This is a genomic window from Oscillibacter sp. PC13 (assembly GCF_900115635.1).
Lineage (GTDB): Bacteria > Bacillota > Clostridia > Oscillospirales > Oscillospiraceae > Oscillibacter.
In genome coordinates this window covers 65,017-81,280 of sequence record NZ_FOXE01000010.1, presented here as the reverse complement: position 1 = coordinate 81,280, position 16,264 = coordinate 65,017, and the positions used below count along the sequence as shown (strand labels likewise).

Here is a 16,264-nt window from a genome sequence, read left to right as displayed (position 1 = left end):
TAATGCCACTTGTTTTTTTCCATGCTGACTTGATAAAAAATGCCGCCCAAGCTGGGCGGCATTTGGCCATGATGCAACTGTATTATGTTAAGTATAGGAACGTTCTACGTGAACCACCGCATAATAGTTTCCGTCCAGCGCCCGCACAGCGGCCTTGATTTTCTTCTCCACTTCCTCGTCTGTTAGCCGGAAGTGAAAGGGCACCACTGCGTCAAAAATCACATTCGTGTGGGTTGGGCCGGCAACCATTCGGAAATCGTGGATATTGACGGCATCATCAATGCAATGCACCAGCGCCTGCACCCTCTGGCGTGTTTCTTCGGTAATCCCGTCATCTGTCACAATGGGATCCATATGAATGACAGCCTCACACCCCAGCCTCTCCTTCAGTTCTCTCTCCACATTGTCAATTTCATCGTGGAGTTCCAGTACGTTTTCTGAGGCAGAGACCTCCGCATGAAGAGAAATCATTACCCGGCCGGGTCCGTAGTCATGGACAATGAGATCATGGATGCCGATAATGGTGGGATGCGCCAGCACCAGCCGGCGGATTTGGTCCACAAATTCATGGGTAGGCGGTGTGCCCAGCAGGGGATCCAGTGTTTCCTTTGCCGCGTTGAAGCCAGACCAGAGGATGAAGCAAGCTACCAAAATGCCACACCAACCGTCGATTTTCCATCCGGTGATCTGCCCAACCACAGTCGCCAGCAGCACCGCTGCCGTGGCCACACTGTCACTGAGGCTATCCATGGCGGTTGCCTCCATTGCGGTGGAATTCAACTTTCTCCCGATCCTCCGGTTATACAAAAACATATACAGCTTCACCGCAATGGAAATGCACAGGATGAGCAATACCAAGGGGTTGGAATCCACCGTCTCCGGATGTAAAATCTTTTCCACAGAGGACTTTGCCAATTCAAATCCCATTAAAAGAATCAGCATGGATACTCCCAGTCCGGACAAGTATTCCACCCGTCCGTGGCCAAAGGGATGATCCGAATCAGCCTTCTGTCCTGCCAGCTGAAAACCCAGCAATGTCACTACCGAGGATCCTGCGTCCGATAGGTTGTTAAAGGCATCCGCCGTAACAGCAATGGAGCCGGATAACTTTCCGGCCACAAACTTGCCTGCAAACAGCAGAATATTGAAAAAAATTCCCACAGCCCCGCAGAGGATGCCATAGGCTTTGCGAAGCTCTGCTTCGCTGCGCCCCTCTGACTTCAGCAGCAGCCGTGCCAGAAGTGAAATCATATCATGTTCCAATCCTTTCGCTGTTTTTGTGGGTGTTCTCCCCTTAGACTGGCCGACCTGAATGCTCCTCATCCATCTGGCAGTCTTCCGCTGTATACCACGGCTGCACAGCTCTCACCGGGAAGGCCATCCTCCGGAACCTCACGTTTTTTCTCCCGGAATTACCAGCTTCAGATGGCAGCAGAGATCATCCAAATCCCGATCGGTAGCGGCAGGGATCCGCAGCTTGGCCCCGCAGGTGCGGCACACCAAGTCCACTGCACTGCGGCGGATTTCCATGCCATATTGGCAACTGCCACAGGCGCAGGTAATTCCGTCCTTTCTGGCGGCAATCTCCTTTAGTTCCGAGAGCACCTCATACATAATCACATTGTCCAGAAATGTTTCCGGGGCGGGAGCCCCCTCCTGGCGTTTTTCTTTCTCTGCCAGAATCTCCAACTCCCGCAGATTTTTTTCTACGGTTCCCTCTGGTCCGATAAAGCAGCAAAACTGCTTTGTTTTTGCGCATCCCAAAGCAGTCGCCCCCCGGGTGACCCGTTCCACAGTGCAGGAGGCTACATGCGTTTCTCCGCAGATACCGCACGGAACATAAATTTTATATTTCTCCCCATCAAAGTCCGTCCGGAGAACTGATTTTCCACAGCTGCACGCGATCTCCGCGTCGGAGGCCTCCAGTGCAAATACCGAGCGGGCGCCCATCACCGGCTTGCCGCAGGCAGGACAGAGATATCCAAACGTCCGCATTTCCTCATTCATTTCTTACACCCCATGTATATTTAAATTTTCCATTTAGGTACAGATTATAGCATGTGAAAATTCTTCTGTACAGCATTTTTAGAACATTAGCGGCATCTAACCGCGCTTTTTCCGCCAAGCGCTCCCTTCTGCTTATATTTTTTTCAATTTTGGACATCCTATGGAAACATTCATTAAAAGAGGTGGCCGCTTTATGAAGCAAAAACATCTGGGCCGTCAAACCGTCGCATTTGCCCATCCTCCTTCCATTCTCTCATTTGCCAATATTGGGGGGAAATTTGAGTCGCGGGGACCCTTAGCCTCCTATTTCGACACGCTGAACAACGACTCCTTCTTTGGAGAAAAAACCTGGGAAAAAGCGGAATCCGCCATGCAGAAAAGCGTGCTGAACTGTGCCCTCGAAAAAGCCGGTCTGACTGCTGCCGATCTGGATTATATTCTGGCGGGAGATCTTTTGAACCAGTGTATCGGATCCTCTTTCGGCCTGCGGGATTTCAAAGTTCCCTTTTATGGCCTGTATGGCGCCTGCTCTACCATGGGGGAGTCACTGTCCCTGGCAGCCCTGCTGATTGACGGCGGATTTGCCGATAAAGTCGCAGCCATGACCTCTTCCCATTTCTGTACCGCTGAACGGCAGTATCGAATGCCCGTCCCCTATGGTAATCAGCGAACGCCAACCGCCCAGTGGACCGCCACCGCAGCCGGATGCACTATTTTGGAAGCGGATGGTTCCGGTCCATATGTTACGCATGTTACCTGCGGTAAAATCGTGGATAAGGGGATTACCGATGCCAACAACATGGGGGCCGCCATGGCCCCGGCTGCTTACGATACCCTGTCTGCCTTTTTTCAGGACACCGGGACAAAGCCAGCAGATTACGACTTGGTGATCACCGGTGACTTAGGAGAGTTGGGGCATGCGATTGTCCGGGATTTTTTTTCCAAAGACGGCGTAGAATTACCAAACTTTCAGGATTGCGGCCTGCTTTTATACAACCGGGAGGATCAGGACATGCACGCCGGAGCCAGCGGCTGCGGCTGCTCAGCCTCCGTACTGAACGGATATCTGCTGACAGAGCTGAAAAAAGGCCGCTGGAAGAAGATTCTCTTCGCTCCCACTGGTGCGCTGCTCTCTCCAACCAGCTCCTTTCAGGGGGAATCCATCCCTGGCATCTGCCATGCGGTCTGCCTGTCCGCAGAGACGTAAGCGGCACCATTGTGTTTCTGTCAAGAGAACAAGTGTGTGCCACACAGAAATTGCACAAAGGCATTTTTTTAGAAACCACTTATTTTAGAATAACTTATAAAATTTTTAAAAAAGCCCGCTTTGTTGATGCCAAGCCGTTGACATAGCGGGCTTTTCGCACGTATAATTTCAAAATAGAGAGAGCAAGGGCGCCCTCTCCTTGTCGCCCTGCGCTCTTTTTTCGTAAAGAGTTTTTCTATTACTTTAAAGTATAAAACTGCAAAATTTCCCATTTGAAAGGAGTTTGTGCATTTATGAGCAAGTATACTCGGGAGGATATTATCCGGATGGTACAGGAGGAGGACATCCAATTCATCCGCATGCAGTTCACGGATATCTTCGGACAATTGAAAAATGTGGCCATTACCGCTTCTCAGATTGAGAAAGCTTTGAACAACCAGATTATGATGGATGGCAGTTCCATTGAAGGCTTTGTCCGGATTGAAGAGTCAGACCAGTATCTCTATCCGGATTTGGACACCTTCACCATTCTTCCGTGGCGGCCCCAGTACGGTAAAGTGGCCCGGCTGATTTGCGACGTACATAATCCCGACGGCACCCCCTTCGTGGGAGATCCGCGAAACGTTTTAAAGCGCACACTCCAGCGGGCAAAAGACATGGGCTTCTCCTTCAACGCCGGCCCTGAGTTGGAGTTTTTCCTGTTTCAGACGGATGAGGACGGCCGCCCCACCACACGAACCGGCGACGAAGCCAGCTATTTTGACCTTGGCCCTTTGGATCACGGAGAGAGCACCCGTCGGGAAGTCTGCCTGAGTCTGGAGCAGATGGGCTTCGAAATCGAAGCCAGCCATCACGAGGTGGCCGCAGGCCAGCATGAAATCGACTTCAAATATGCCGAGGCATTGACTGCCGCCGACAACATCATGACTTTTAAGCTGGCCGTAAAAACACTGGCTCAGAAAAACGGTCTCCATGCGACCTTTATGCCAAAACCGGTCTATGGCACTGCCGGCAGCGGCATGCATGTGAATATGTCCTTGTTCAAGGACGGAAAAAACGTCTTCTATGATGAGTCGGATCCCAGAAAGCTCTCTTCCTTGGCTTATCAGTTTATTGCCGGTCTTCTGCGCCACGCCCAGGGCTTCTGTGCCATCACCAATCCGTTGGTAAACTCCTATAAACGGCTTGTTCCGGGCTATGAGGCTCCCTGTTATCTGGCCTGGTCCTCCTCCAACCGCTCCGCTTTGATCCGTATCCCGGCTCCGCGGGGACAGAGTACCCGTTTGGAACTGCGGAGTCCAGATCCCTCCTGCAACCCCTATCTGACATTTGCGGTGTGTCTGGCTGCCGGCCTGGACGGCATTGAAAAGCAGTTAACCCCGCCGCCTGAAATTACAGAGAATATCTACGCCATGGATGAGGCCGCACTGGCAGCCCACCATATTGCCAGCCTGCCCGGGACACTGGAGGCCGCTATCAGCGCCATGGAAAACGACCAGGTCGTTACAGCCGCCCTGGGTGCGCATGTGACGGGGCAGTACGTTACCGGCAAGCTGCGGGAATGGGAGGAATATCGGACACAGGTTTCCCAGTGGGAGCTGGAGAAGTATCTGGTCATCTATTGAGACGCCTGCTGCAGCGTACGGCATCGCAGGCAGCCCGCTTGGCACAGCCGATTATGATGTGACGCGGAAAGGCGTCTGCAGCAGGCTTGCCTGCATGGATAAAGCACAGCTCCACAGAACCAAGTACCGGTAAAGGAGGGAAGCGGCAGCATGAATCGGATTCTGGTGGCATTTTCCCATGAAGAGGCTCAGCGGCGCATTGCACGTCTGCTGGACTCGGCAGGTCTCAGTCCTGCCGGCTGTTATTTTTCCGGTTCCGACGTAATCCGGACTGCCCGCAAATTGGGCAGCGCTGTTATCATCTGCGGGTTCAAGCTGCGGGATATGACCGCCAGCGATTTGGCGGACAGTCTCCGGGAAACGGCTGCTGTTTTGGTGATTTCCTCTGCCGTCAACCTGGATTTTTGTGAGGGAGAAAACCTTTTTAAGTTGCCAACTCCCGTTCTCCGCTCTGAATTTTTTGCCTCGCTGGATCTTCTGCAGCAGTTTGAAGCCAAAAACTTGCGCCATCCACCCTCACACCGGAAGGAAGAAGAGCAGCAGTTGATTTTAAAAGCCAAGGAGCTGCTGATGGATGTGAATCGCATGACAGAGGCAGAAGCCCACCGCTTTCTGCAAAAGCGCAGTATGGATACTGGTGCAAAGCTGGCGGAAACTGCCCAGGTCATCATCGACTCCTATACCTTTTAATTTTCAGATGCTGCGCTGCCCCGGAAGGTGAGGTATAACCGCTCTGAAGTTCGGCTTTTCAGTTCTCATATGTCAAACAAACCTTATATTACATAGATTGGAGGTCCTCCCATGGTGGAACCTGATCAAAGGAAAAACAACTTATATGATCCCCGCTTTGAGCATGATGCCTGCGGCATTGGGGCTGTAGTGGATCTGCACGGCGTGCAGACCCATCAGACCGTGGATAACGCGCTGAAGATTGTAGAAAAACTGGAGCACCGAGCTGGCAAGGATGCCTCCGGGGAAACAGGCGACGGCGTCGGTCTGATGATCCAGATCCCCCACCGGCTGATGGTGAAGGCCGCAGCCGCAGAAGGAATTTCCCTGGGGGCCGCACGGGACTACGGCGTTGGCATGTTTTTCTTTCCCGCCGATTCCCTGAAGCGGGCTCAGGCAAAAAAGATGCTGGAGATTATTGTCGCCAAGGAGGGAATGGAATTTCTGGGCTGGCGGGATGTCCCAACGCATCCGGAGGTGCTGGGGGAACGGGCCAAAAGCTGCATGCCTTGCATTTGCCAATGCTTTGTGAAGCGCCCCGCAGACTGCGCGGCCGGACTTCCCTTTGACCGGAAACTGTATGTCGTCCGCCGGGAATTTGAGCAATCTAATGTCAACACCTACATTCCATCCTTCTCCAGCCGGACCATTGTCTACAAGGGCATGTTCCTGGTAGGGCAGCTGCGGAAGTTCTATGCCGACCTTGAGGATCCGGAATGCGAGAGCGCCATCGCTCTGGTTCACTCCCGGTTCTCCACCAACACGAACCCCAGTTGGGAACGGGCACATCCCAACCGCTATATTCTCCACAACGGCGAGATCAACACGATCCGCGGCAATGTAGACCGCATGATGGCCCGTGAGGAAACCATGCAGTCCTCTGTCCTGGAAGAAGATATGGACAAAATTCTTCCGGTGGTGGATCAAAGCGGTTCCGATTCTTCCATGCTGGACAACACGCTGGAGTTTTTAATGATGAACGGCATTGAGCTGCCGCAGGCAGTGATGCTGTGCATTCCGGAGCCTTGGGCCAACGACAAGAAGATCAGCCGGGAAAAGCGGGATTTCTACCACTACTACGCTACCATGATGGAGCCTTGGGACGGCCCTGCCGCCATTGTCTTTTCCGACGGCGATACCATGGGCGCCGTGCTGGATCGAAACGGTCTGCGGCCATGCCGGTGGTATCTCACCTCCGACGATATTCTGATCCTCTCCTCTGAAGTCGGTGTGCTGGAGATCCCGCCGGAGAAAATTGTCAAGAAGTCCCGTCTGCAGCCGGGCAAGATGCTGCTGGCGGATTTGAAGCAAGGAAAGCTGATAAATGACGAGGACATCAAAAACCACTATGCCACCCAGCAGCCCTACGGAGAGTGGCTGGATGCCCATTTGGTATATCTGAAGGATCTGCCGATTCCCAACAGACGGGTGGAAAACCATTCCCAGGAGCTGCGGGACCGGCTGTATAAGGCCTTTGGCTACACCTATGAAGAGGTCAAGGATTCCATTCTGCCCATGGCCAGGGATGGGGCAGAGCCAACCAGTGCTATGGGAGTGGACACCCCCCTGGCAGTCCTCAGCGAGCATCACCAGCCTCTGTTCAACTATTTCAAGCAGCTCTTTGCCCAGGTGACGAATCCCCCCATTGACGCCATCCGGGAGGAAATTGTCACTGACACCACCGTCTATGTGGGATCCGGCGGCAATCTGCTGCAGGAAAAGGCGGAAAACTGCACGGTTCTGCAAATTCACAATCCCATTCTCACCTCCGTGGATTTGATGAAAATCCGCTATATGAAGCAGCCGGGCTTCCAGGTAGAAACCATCTCCCTGCTGTATTACAAGTCCACCCCTCTGGAACACGCTTTGGATCGGCTGTTTGTCAATGTAGACCGGGCCTATAAAAACGGCGCCAACATCCTGATTCTCTCCGATCGGGGTGTGGACGAAAACCATGTGGCCATTCCCTCCCTGTTGGCAGTCAGCGCACTGGAGCAGTATCTGGTCCGCACGAAAAAACGCACCGCCGTCTCCATGATTCTGGAGAGTGCGGAGCCGCGGGATGTCCATCACTTTGCAACCCTGCTGGGCTACGGTGCCCAGGCCATCAACCCCTATCTCGCCCAGGAGTGCGTAGAGGAGCTGGTGTCCATCGGCCTTCTGGACAAGGACCCCACCGCCGCCGTCAATGACTACAACAATGCCATTCTCCACGGCATTGTAAAGATTGCCTCTAAAATGGGCATCTCCACCATCCAGTCCTATCAGTCCGCTCAGATTTTTGAGTGCGTGGGTATTAACAAGAAAATCGTTGATAAATACTTCACCAACACAGTCAGCCGGGTGGAGGGCATCGGCCTGGAGGAAATCGGAGAGGGCGTGGAGTGGAATCACAACCAGGCCTTTGATCCTCTTGGATTGGGCTATGATACCACGCTGGACTCCACCGGCATGTATAAGCTGCGTTCCGGCCCGGACAAGGAAGATCACATGTACAATCCCCGGACCATCCTGTTGCTGCAAAAAGCCGCGCAGAAGGGTGATTACGGTGCTTTCAAAGAATACAGCTCCCTGGTAGACTTTGCTGACAAGCCCCACACCCTGCGGGGACTGCTGGGCTTCCAGTTCGCGGAGGATGGCGGCATCCCCATTGAGCAGGTGGAGAGCGTAGAGTCCATTGTCAAACGCTTTAAGACCGGTGCCATGAGTTACGGTTCCATTTCACAGGAAGCCCATGAGTGCATGGCCATTGCCATGAACCGCCTGGGCGGCAAATCCAACTCCGGCGAGGGCGGGGAGAACCCGGAGCGTCTCCACGACGAGCGGTGCTCCGCCATCAAGCAGGTAGCCTCCGGCCGCTTCGGCGTCACCAGCGAATATCTGAACAGCGCCCAGGAGATCCAAATCAAGATGGCCCAGGGAGCCAAGCCCGGTGAGGGCGGGCACCTGCCGGGCAAAAAAGTCTACCCTTGGATTGCGAAAACCCGCTGCTCCACTCCCGGCGTGGCACTGATCTCTCCTCCCCCCCATCACGATATCTACTCCATTGAAGATTTGGCCCAGTTGATTTACGATCTGAAAAATGCCAACCGTCATGCCCGCATCAGCGTAAAACTGGTGAGCGAGGCGGGCGTTGGCACCATTGCGGCCGGCGTTGCAAAGGCTGGGGCCCAAGTGGTTTTGATTTCCGGACACGACGGCGGCACCGGCGCCGCGCCCAAAAACTCCATTCAGGGAGCTGGTCTTCCCTGGGAGTTGGGCGTTGCAGAGGCGCATCAGACGCTGATCCAAAACGGTCTGAGATCGCAGGTGGTCATTGAGGCGGACGGAAAGCTGATGACCGGCCGGGATGTGGCCATCGCCTGCATGCTGGGTGCTGAAGAATTCGGTTTTGCCACAGCCCCCCTGGTCGCCATGGGCTGCTGTATGATGCGGGTATGCAACCTGGACACCTGTCCGGCAGGCATCGCCACCCAGAACCCTCAGCTCCGTAAGCGTTTTTCCGGGAAGCCGGAGTACGTGATGAATTTTATGAATTTTGTGGCGCAGGAGCTGCGGGAGCTCATGGCCAAACTCGGCATCCGTACCGTGGAAGAGCTGGTGGGCCGCAGTGATTTACTGCGCGTTCGTGAAAAACTGGTGACCCGCCGGGCGGAAACGCTGGATTTGAGCGGCCTTCTGCAGAATCCCTATGGGACCCATGTGCCGCACTTCGATCCAAAAACCGTCTACGACTTTCAGTTAGAGCGAACCGTAGATGTCAGTGTCTTGCTGGAAAAACTGGGCAGGAGCCTGAAAACCAAGAAGACCGGCCGACTGGATCTGAAGGTTTCCTCCACAGATCGTTCCTTCGGCACACTGTTCGGATCTGAGATCACACGGACCAACGGCAATTCTCTGCCGGATGACAGCTATGTGATCACCTGTCACGGCGGCGGCGGACAGTCTTTCGGTGCATTTATCCCGAAGGGCCTGACTCTGAAGCTGGAGGGCGACTGCAACGACGGCTTCGGCAAAGGGCTCTCCGGCGGCAAGCTGGTGCTCTATCCCCCCCAGGGCAGCACCTTTAAGCCCGGTGAGAATATCATTGTGGGCAATGTGGCCCTGTACGGCGCTACTTCCGGCCGGGCCTTTATCAACGGCATGGCTGGTGAGCGCTTCTGCGTTCGGAACTCCGGTGCAGTGGCCGTGGTAGAGGGTGTGGGGGATCACGGCTGCGAGTATATGACCGGCGGCCGCTGCGTAATTCTGGGCCCGACAGGAAAGAACTTTGCAGCTGGCATGTCCGGTGGCATTGCCTATGTTCTGGATGAAAAGCATGATTTGTATATGCGGCTCAATAAGGAGCAGGTTCTTACCGACACGCTGACGGAAAATCACGACATCGAGGAACTCCGTGCCCTGATTGAAGAGCATGTGGCTGCCACCGACTCTCCCCGCGGCAAAAAGATTCTGGCTGCTTTTAAGAGCTATATTCCCTGTTTCAAAAAAGTAATGCCCAGGGATTATGATCAAATGCTGCGCTCCATTGCCCAAAACGAGGAAAAGGGCATGAGCCGCGAGCAGGCAGAAATTGAAGCGTTTTACGCCAACACCAAATCTTGAGAAAGGAGAGCGACTACGATGGGTAAACCCACTGGATTTTTAGAATATGTCCGCAAGGAAGACCCCCGGCGTGCTCCCGCCGAGCGGGTTCGTGACTGGAATGAATTTCACCTAGCCCTCCCTGATACAGCCAGAGAACAGCAAGGTGCCCGCTGCATGAACTGCGGCGTTCCCTACTGTCAGGCCGGTATGGTTTATGAAGGCAAAGCCTTCGGCTGCCCTTTGCACAATTTGATTCCCGAGTGGAATGACATGATTATGAGCGGCAACCGCTCCCACGCACTGAGCCGTCTGCTGAAAACCAACAACTTTCCGGAGTTCACCGGCCGGGTCTGTCCGGCCCTCTGTGAAAAGGCCTGTATCTGCGGTATCTACGGCAGCTCCATCACCATTCGGGACAATGAGCTCTGTATCATTGAGTCCGCATTCGCATCCGGCAGGATGAAGCGCCGCCGGCCGCCGCAGTACTCTGGAAAAGCCGTCTGCGTGGTGGGATCCGGCCCTGCGGGACTGGCGGCAGCGGATCAGCTGAACCACCGGGGCCACTCTGTCACCGTCGTTGAAAAGGAAGCGCATCCCGGCGGCCTTTTGACCTACGGCATCCCCAATATGAAGCTGCCAAAGGATGTGGTAAAGCGCCGCATTGACCTGATGACCGATGAGGGTGTCAGCTTTGTCACAGGTGTGGATGCAGCAGATCCCAAAACTGCCAAGCGCCTGATGGCGGAATACGATGCCGTGATTCTCTGCTGTGGTGCCGGAACTCCCCGCCCCTTGGGCTTTGATACGAAGGGTATCAGCGGCGTGTGCTATGGAACCGCGTATCTCAAAGCGGCCGTGGAACAGCAAGTCTTTGGCGCAAAAGAGACGGCAGTCCCCACAGCCGCCGATAAAAACGTTGTCATTATTGGCACCGGCGACACCGCCAGCGACTGCGTGGCTACTGCCCTGCGGCAGGGCTGCAAATCCGTAATCCAACTGGTGCGGCGCGGCATCTCTGACTATCTTGACGGGGACGGCAAGCTGCCCGCCGACTATGCCCACGAGGAGGCTCTGACTGTTACCGGAACGGATCCACGCCGCTTTGGCGTCCAGGTGAAGGAGCTGGTATGCAGCGAAACCGGAGTTTTGACTGGTGTGGTTACGGCCGGGGGAGACACGCTTCCCTGCGATCTGCTCATTGGTGCTACCGGCTTTGCCGGATGCGAGGATGCCGTCTGCAAAGCCTTTGGTGTGGCAAAGGACAAAACGGTTGTCACAAAAGCCGGCAGTTATGCCACCTCTGTAGAGAAGGTCTTCTCCGCTGGCGACATGCGCCGAGGTCAGTCTCTGGTGGTGTGGGCCATCGCAGAGGGACGGGCTGCTGCCGCAGAGGTAGATGCCTACCTGATCGGCTACACAAACCTTGTGTGAAACATATAACCCACAGAGAAATATTTGTGCACTTTCGCAAAAGTCTTGTCAAAAACGACAGTTGACGAATACACCGTGCCATGCTAAAGTTTTCACATCCAAAAGGCAAGGGCGCCTGAGAGAGCGATGCTCTCAGGCGCCCTTGCCTTTTCGTTTTTTAAGGAGGAGAGACTATGTATTCATCTGTTAACACCATATGGGTCCTGTTGGGAGCTGCCCTGGTATTTCTGATGCAGGCCGGCTTCGCCATGTGCGAGGCAGGCTTCACCAGGGCAAAAAACACCGGCAACATTTTGATGAAGAACCTGATGGACTTCTGCATTGGCACCCCCACCTACTGGATTTTGGGATTTGGTCTTATGTTTGCCGGGGGTGGTGCTCTCATCGGCGGGTTTGATCCTTTTGTCCTCGGCGACTATTCCGGTATCTTGCCGGATGGTGTCCCCCTGTATGCCTACTTAATTTTCCAGACTGTGTTCTGCGCCACCTCCGCCACTATCGTCTCTGGTTCCATGGCAGAGCGCACCAAGTTCATCTCCTACTGCATTTACTCGTTCTGCATCTCTGCATTTATCTATCCCATCTCCGGTCACTGGATCTGGGGCGGCGGCTGGCTGGCTCAGATGGGCTTCCATGACTTTGCCGGTTCCACAGCTGTCCACATGGTAGGCGGTGTCTGTGCCTGTATCGGCGCAGCCATTCTGGGCCCCCGTATCGGCAAGTATGACAAGGACGGCAAGCCACGGGCCATCATTGGACATAACTTGTCCTTAGGTGCTCTTGGCGTATTTATTCTATGGTTCTGCTGGTTCGGCTTCAACGGTGCCTCCACGGTCAGCATGACTGGCGACGATACCATGGTTTCTGCCGGGCTCATCTTTGTCAACACCAATATGGCTGCTGCGGTGGCCTCCTGCGTCACCATGATTTACACTTGGCTGCGCTATAAAAAGCCTGATGTCGGCATGACATTGAATGCTGCTCTGGCAGGTCTTGTGGCCATCACTGCCGGATGCGACGCAGTCTCCGTTGCAGGCGCCGCTATCATTGGAATCGTAGCCGGCCTGCTGCTGCCCATCTCCGTCAACTTCTTTGACGCCGTCTTGAAAATCGACGACCCTGTGGGGGCCATCTCCGTCCACGGTGTGTGCGGTGCCGCCGGCACTCTGCTGACAGGTTTGTTTGCCGTGGATGGCGGCGTATTCTACGGTGGCGGTTTCCATTACTTCCTGGTTCAGTGCATCGGCGTGCTGGCCACCGCTGCTTGGGCCGCCGTCGCAATCACCATCGTCTTTCTGATTCTCAAGCACACCATCGGCCTGCGGGTCTCTGCCGAGGAAGAGGTCAAGGGCCTCGACATCACTGAGCACGGCCTGCCCTCCGCATACGGCGGCTTCGCCTTCAACTATGACGATACACCGGATGGTCTGGAGTTGCCCGCCCAGGGCGATGTTCCCGTCCAGGCTGCCGTGCCTGTGGAAGTGGCTCCCTCCGTGGTGGACCCAGAGCCTCTCGGCGGCATCAAGCTGACCAAGGTGGATATTATCTGCAAGATGGAACGGTTTGACGCCCTCAAGCGTGCCATGTTTGATATTGGCATCACTGGTATGACCGCCGTCAATGCCATGGGCTGCGGCGAGCAGCGGGGCAAAACGGAGGGGTATTTCCGCGGAGCCAAGGTGGAAGCCACCATGCTGCCCAGCATTCAGGTCTCCATCGTCATCAGCAAGGTTCCCGTCTCCCTGGTGGTAAACACTGCCAGAAAGGTCCTCTACACTGGAAATATCGGCGACGGCAAGATCTTCATCTATCATGTAGAGAATGTCATCAAGGTCCGCACCGGCGAGCAGGGGTACGATGCCCTTCAGGACGCCGAATAAATGTGTTTTCAAGCTCTTTCATACATGCCTGCAGAGGGAACCGCCATAAGGCGGTTCCCTCTGCGTTTGCATAAAACCAGCCAGGTTGGGAAATCCTGACTTCAGCGAAATTCTTCCTGGGAGGACTGTTTATGGAATATCTCAACGCATTTCTCTGCGGCGGCATTCTCTGTGCAATTGGACAGATTCTGATCGACAAAACCCAACTGACTCCCGCACGGATTCTGACCGGCTATGTGCTGGCGGGGGTACTTTTGAGCGCTTTGGGTCTATACCAGCCCATCGCGGACTGGGGCGGTGCCGGAGCTACCGTACCGCTGACCGGCTTTGGCCACGCTCTGGCCAAGGGTGTAAAAAAGGCGGTGGCAGAGCAGGGCTGGCTTGGCATCTTTACCGGCGGGCTGACCGCCACTGCCGGCGGCATCGCAGCAGCTGTGGTGTTCGGTGTCATCATGGCGGCAATTTTCAAAGCCGGTGACAAGCGGTAATTTTCGGCGGCACATGAGAGGGACGGCTGAAGCCGTCCCTTTTTGTCGCTCTTTTGTCATTATTTTGTTGTGCATTCTTTCCTCAAATCCTGCTATACTGGTTCTATCAGAAAATTCGACAGAAAGGACCATTTTACCATGCGCCGTATGACCAGCCTGCTCCTGCTTTTATGCCTGCTGCTTTCCCTCGTTTCCTGTGGAAAACAGGAAACACCGCAGGAGGGAGATTCGCCTGGCCAGGCAGAAACCGCTTCTCCGGAAACGGAGGTGCCGGAGGAGGTGCCGCCGGAACCGGAGCCCTATGACATTTTGGATCCCACCGTGATGCCGGAGGGCGGCAGCCGGGACGGCTTGACATATTCCGCTTGGGACGGCGTGGTGGAGCATCTGTTTTTCCACCCCATTGTGTCCTATCCGGAGCTGGCCTTTAACGGAGACAGCGAGGCCAACGGCATTGACGACTACATGGTAACCGTAGGCGAATACGGCAAAATTCTTCAGAGCGTCTATGAGAAGGGCTATGTTCTGGTGGACATTGGAGACGTCTGGAGCGAGACCACCGGCGAGAACGGGCAGCCCAAAATGGTGCGGAACACCCTGTACCTGCCGGAGGGGAAGAAGCCGCTGATTCTCTCTTATGATGACACCAATTACTATCCCTATATGTTGGAAAATGGTTTTACCTACAAGCTGATTCTCGGCGAGGATGGAAAGATCGCTTCCTGGGGCAAAGATCCGCAGGGCAATGAGGTCATTTCCCGGGATCTGGATGCCATTCCCATTTTGGATAAGTTCGTGGAGGAGCACCCGGACTTCTCCCCCTTTGGCGCCAAGGGCTGCCTGTCCCTGACAGGGTACGAGGGCATTCTGGGTTACCGCACCCAGACCACCACTACAGGCTGGACAGAGGCCCAGGAGGCCAACCGCCAGCGTGAAATCGAGGCTGTACGTCCGATTGTTGCGGAATTAAAGCGTACCGGCTGGACCTTCGGCAGCCATACTTGGGGTCACATCCGCCTTGGAGGCAGCAAAAGTCTGGAGACCGTGCAGGTCGATACCCAGCGTTGGCTAAGCGAGGTGGGAAGTCTGGTAGGACCTACCACAATTCTGTTCTATCCACACGGGGAGCGTCCAGACGGCGATGACTGGAAGAAAACCGGTCCCATCTTTCAATATCTGCAGAGCCAAGGCTTCCGCGTGTTCTGCTCTGTGGGAATCGAGAGCTTCAGCTATCTGAAAAAGGACATCTCCGCCGTGATCTGTGACCGCCTCCATCCGGACGGGACCACACTCCGCTACTCCCGGCAGCGGTACTTGCAATTTTACGATGCCAAGGATATTATGGATGTAGCGGTGAGGCCCCAGCGGGAGATCAAATGGGACTGACATCGTCTGTCCCGTCGTCCAGGGCACCCACCCCGGAAGAATTTGCATGCTGCTGTGCCTGGAAAAGGAGTGTCATCCATGACTCGAAACGAACTGAAAGCCATCGCTATTTCTATGCTGGACCGGGCTTATTGTCCCTATTCCCACTTTCCGGTGGGCGCTGCCTTGGAGTGCAGCGACGGCACGGTATTCACTGGCTGCAACATTGAAAACGCCGCCTATTCCCCCACCATCTGCGCCGAACGCACGGCGGTGGTCAAGGCCGTCAGCGAGGGGCACCGGGACTTTGTCCGGATTGTGGTGGCTGGCCGCAGTAAGGATCCCTGCGTTCCCTGTGCCGTTTGCCGCCAGGTGCTGCGGGAATTTGCCCCGAACATTGAGATTATCTGTTTGAACAGCGACGGTGCAGAGGTGGTCTATACGCTGCCGGAACTTCTTCCTCATAGCTTCGGCCCGGAGTTTTTAGGCCTATGAGGCTAACAGACGCAGAGGTTGCGGCCCGTCTGGCCGCAAATCCTGAGAACGATGTGTGTATTCTCCGGATCGAAAGCGGAGATTACGGTTGTGAGGAAATTCCCGATCCGCCCAAATTGTGGCTGCTGCTCCAGAATACTCGGGGAGAGAAATTCTCTCTGGAACTGCCGGAGCCCTGTGTGACGGGTCTGGGGCTTACCGAGGGATGCACTTGTCGGCGTGAGGACTTACATGCTTGATCAAAAAAGAGGGCGATGCCCTCTTTTTTGCCGCCATTTCAAGATATCGCGCATCGTCTGCCTCCGTCATCAGCGTCATATCCGTCCGCTGTTTGATTTTTAAGGGTAACCCCACTGGTAGAGAGAAGTTCAAATTCTCCTTGCTCCACAGCTGCCAGATAGGTTTCACCCCCGAATGCCCTCCAGCTCTCTGCCGCAGTTGAGGTAAAGC

12 protein-coding genes are annotated in these 16,264 nt (G+C 54.9%); 10 read left to right on the top strand and 2 right to left on the bottom strand.

Annotated features, from left to right (window positions below; genetic code table 11):
- Positions 1-87: 87 nt before the first annotated feature.
- Positions 88-1,251: a cation diffusion facilitator family transporter gene (locus BMZ81_RS07730; RefSeq protein WP_091130558.1), complete on the bottom strand. Its 1,164-nt coding sequence runs from the start codon at positions 1,249-1,251 to the stop codon at positions 88-90.
- Between the two features lie 141 nt (positions 1,252-1,392).
- Entirely contained in the window at positions 1,393-2,007 is a 615-nt protein-coding gene (locus BMZ81_RS07725; protein ID WP_091130557.1) for a hypothetical protein, read from the bottom strand.
- A gap of 193 nt (positions 2,008-2,200) precedes the next feature.
- On the opposite strand from BMZ81_RS07725, the gene spoVAD reads away from it, so the two are divergent.
- The 10 genes from spoVAD (at position 2,201) to BMZ81_RS07670 (ending at position 16,053) form a co-directional block, all read left to right on the top strand.
- Positions 2,201-3,214 (top strand): stage V sporulation protein AD, encoded by a 1,014-nt coding sequence (gene spoVAD, locus BMZ81_RS07715; RefSeq protein WP_091130553.1) that lies wholly within the window; start codon positions 2,201-2,203, stop codon positions 3,212-3,214.
- Positions 3,215-3,507: 293 nt separating this feature from the next.
- On the top strand, positions 3,508-4,839 hold the full coding sequence (gene glnA / locus BMZ81_RS07710; protein WP_091130546.1) for a type I glutamate--ammonia ligase: 1,332 nt from the start codon (positions 3,508-3,510) through the stop codon (positions 4,837-4,839).
- Between the two features lie 150 nt (positions 4,840-4,989).
- Positions 4,990-5,529: an ANTAR domain-containing response regulator gene (locus BMZ81_RS07705; RefSeq protein WP_091130544.1), complete on the top strand. Its 540-nt coding sequence runs from the start codon at positions 4,990-4,992 to the stop codon at positions 5,527-5,529.
- A gap of 111 nt (positions 5,530-5,640) precedes the next feature.
- Positions 5,641-10,173 carry a glutamate synthase large subunit gene (gene gltB, locus BMZ81_RS07700; protein ID WP_091130543.1) on the top strand — a complete coding sequence of 1,511 codons (4,533 nt, stop codon included), beginning with the start codon at positions 5,641-5,643 and terminating at the stop codon, positions 10,171-10,173.
- Positions 10,174-10,191: 18 nt separating this feature from the next.
- Positions 10,192-11,586, top strand: a complete 1,395-nt coding sequence (locus BMZ81_RS07695; RefSeq protein WP_091130541.1) for a glutamate synthase subunit beta — start codon at positions 10,192-10,194, stop codon at positions 11,584-11,586.
- Between the two features lie 173 nt (positions 11,587-11,759).
- Complete coding sequence (locus tag BMZ81_RS07690) at positions 11,760-13,466, top strand: ammonium transporter (protein WP_091130540.1); 1,707 nt, start codon at positions 11,760-11,762, stop codon at positions 13,464-13,466.
- A gap of 131 nt (positions 13,467-13,597) precedes the next feature.
- Complete coding sequence (gene spoVAE, locus BMZ81_RS07685; protein WP_091130538.1) at positions 13,598-13,954, top strand: stage V sporulation protein AE; 357 nt, start codon at positions 13,598-13,600, stop codon at positions 13,952-13,954.
- A gap of 138 nt (positions 13,955-14,092) precedes the next feature.
- On the top strand, positions 14,093-15,340 hold the full coding sequence (locus tag BMZ81_RS07680) for a polysaccharide deacetylase family protein (RefSeq protein WP_091130537.1): 1,248 nt from the start codon (positions 14,093-14,095) through the stop codon (positions 15,338-15,340).
- 78 nt (positions 15,341-15,418) lie between these two features.
- Positions 15,419-15,814 carry a cytidine deaminase gene (cdd, locus tag BMZ81_RS07675; RefSeq protein WP_091130536.1) on the top strand — a complete coding sequence of 132 codons (396 nt, stop codon included), beginning with the start codon at positions 15,419-15,421 and terminating at the stop codon, positions 15,812-15,814.
- Positions 15,811-16,053, top strand: a complete 243-nt coding sequence (locus tag BMZ81_RS07670; protein WP_091130534.1) for a hypothetical protein — start codon at positions 15,811-15,813, stop codon at positions 16,051-16,053. Before cdd ends, BMZ81_RS07670 begins: the two co-directional genes overlap by 4 nt.
- Positions 16,054-16,264 lie beyond the last annotated feature (211 nt).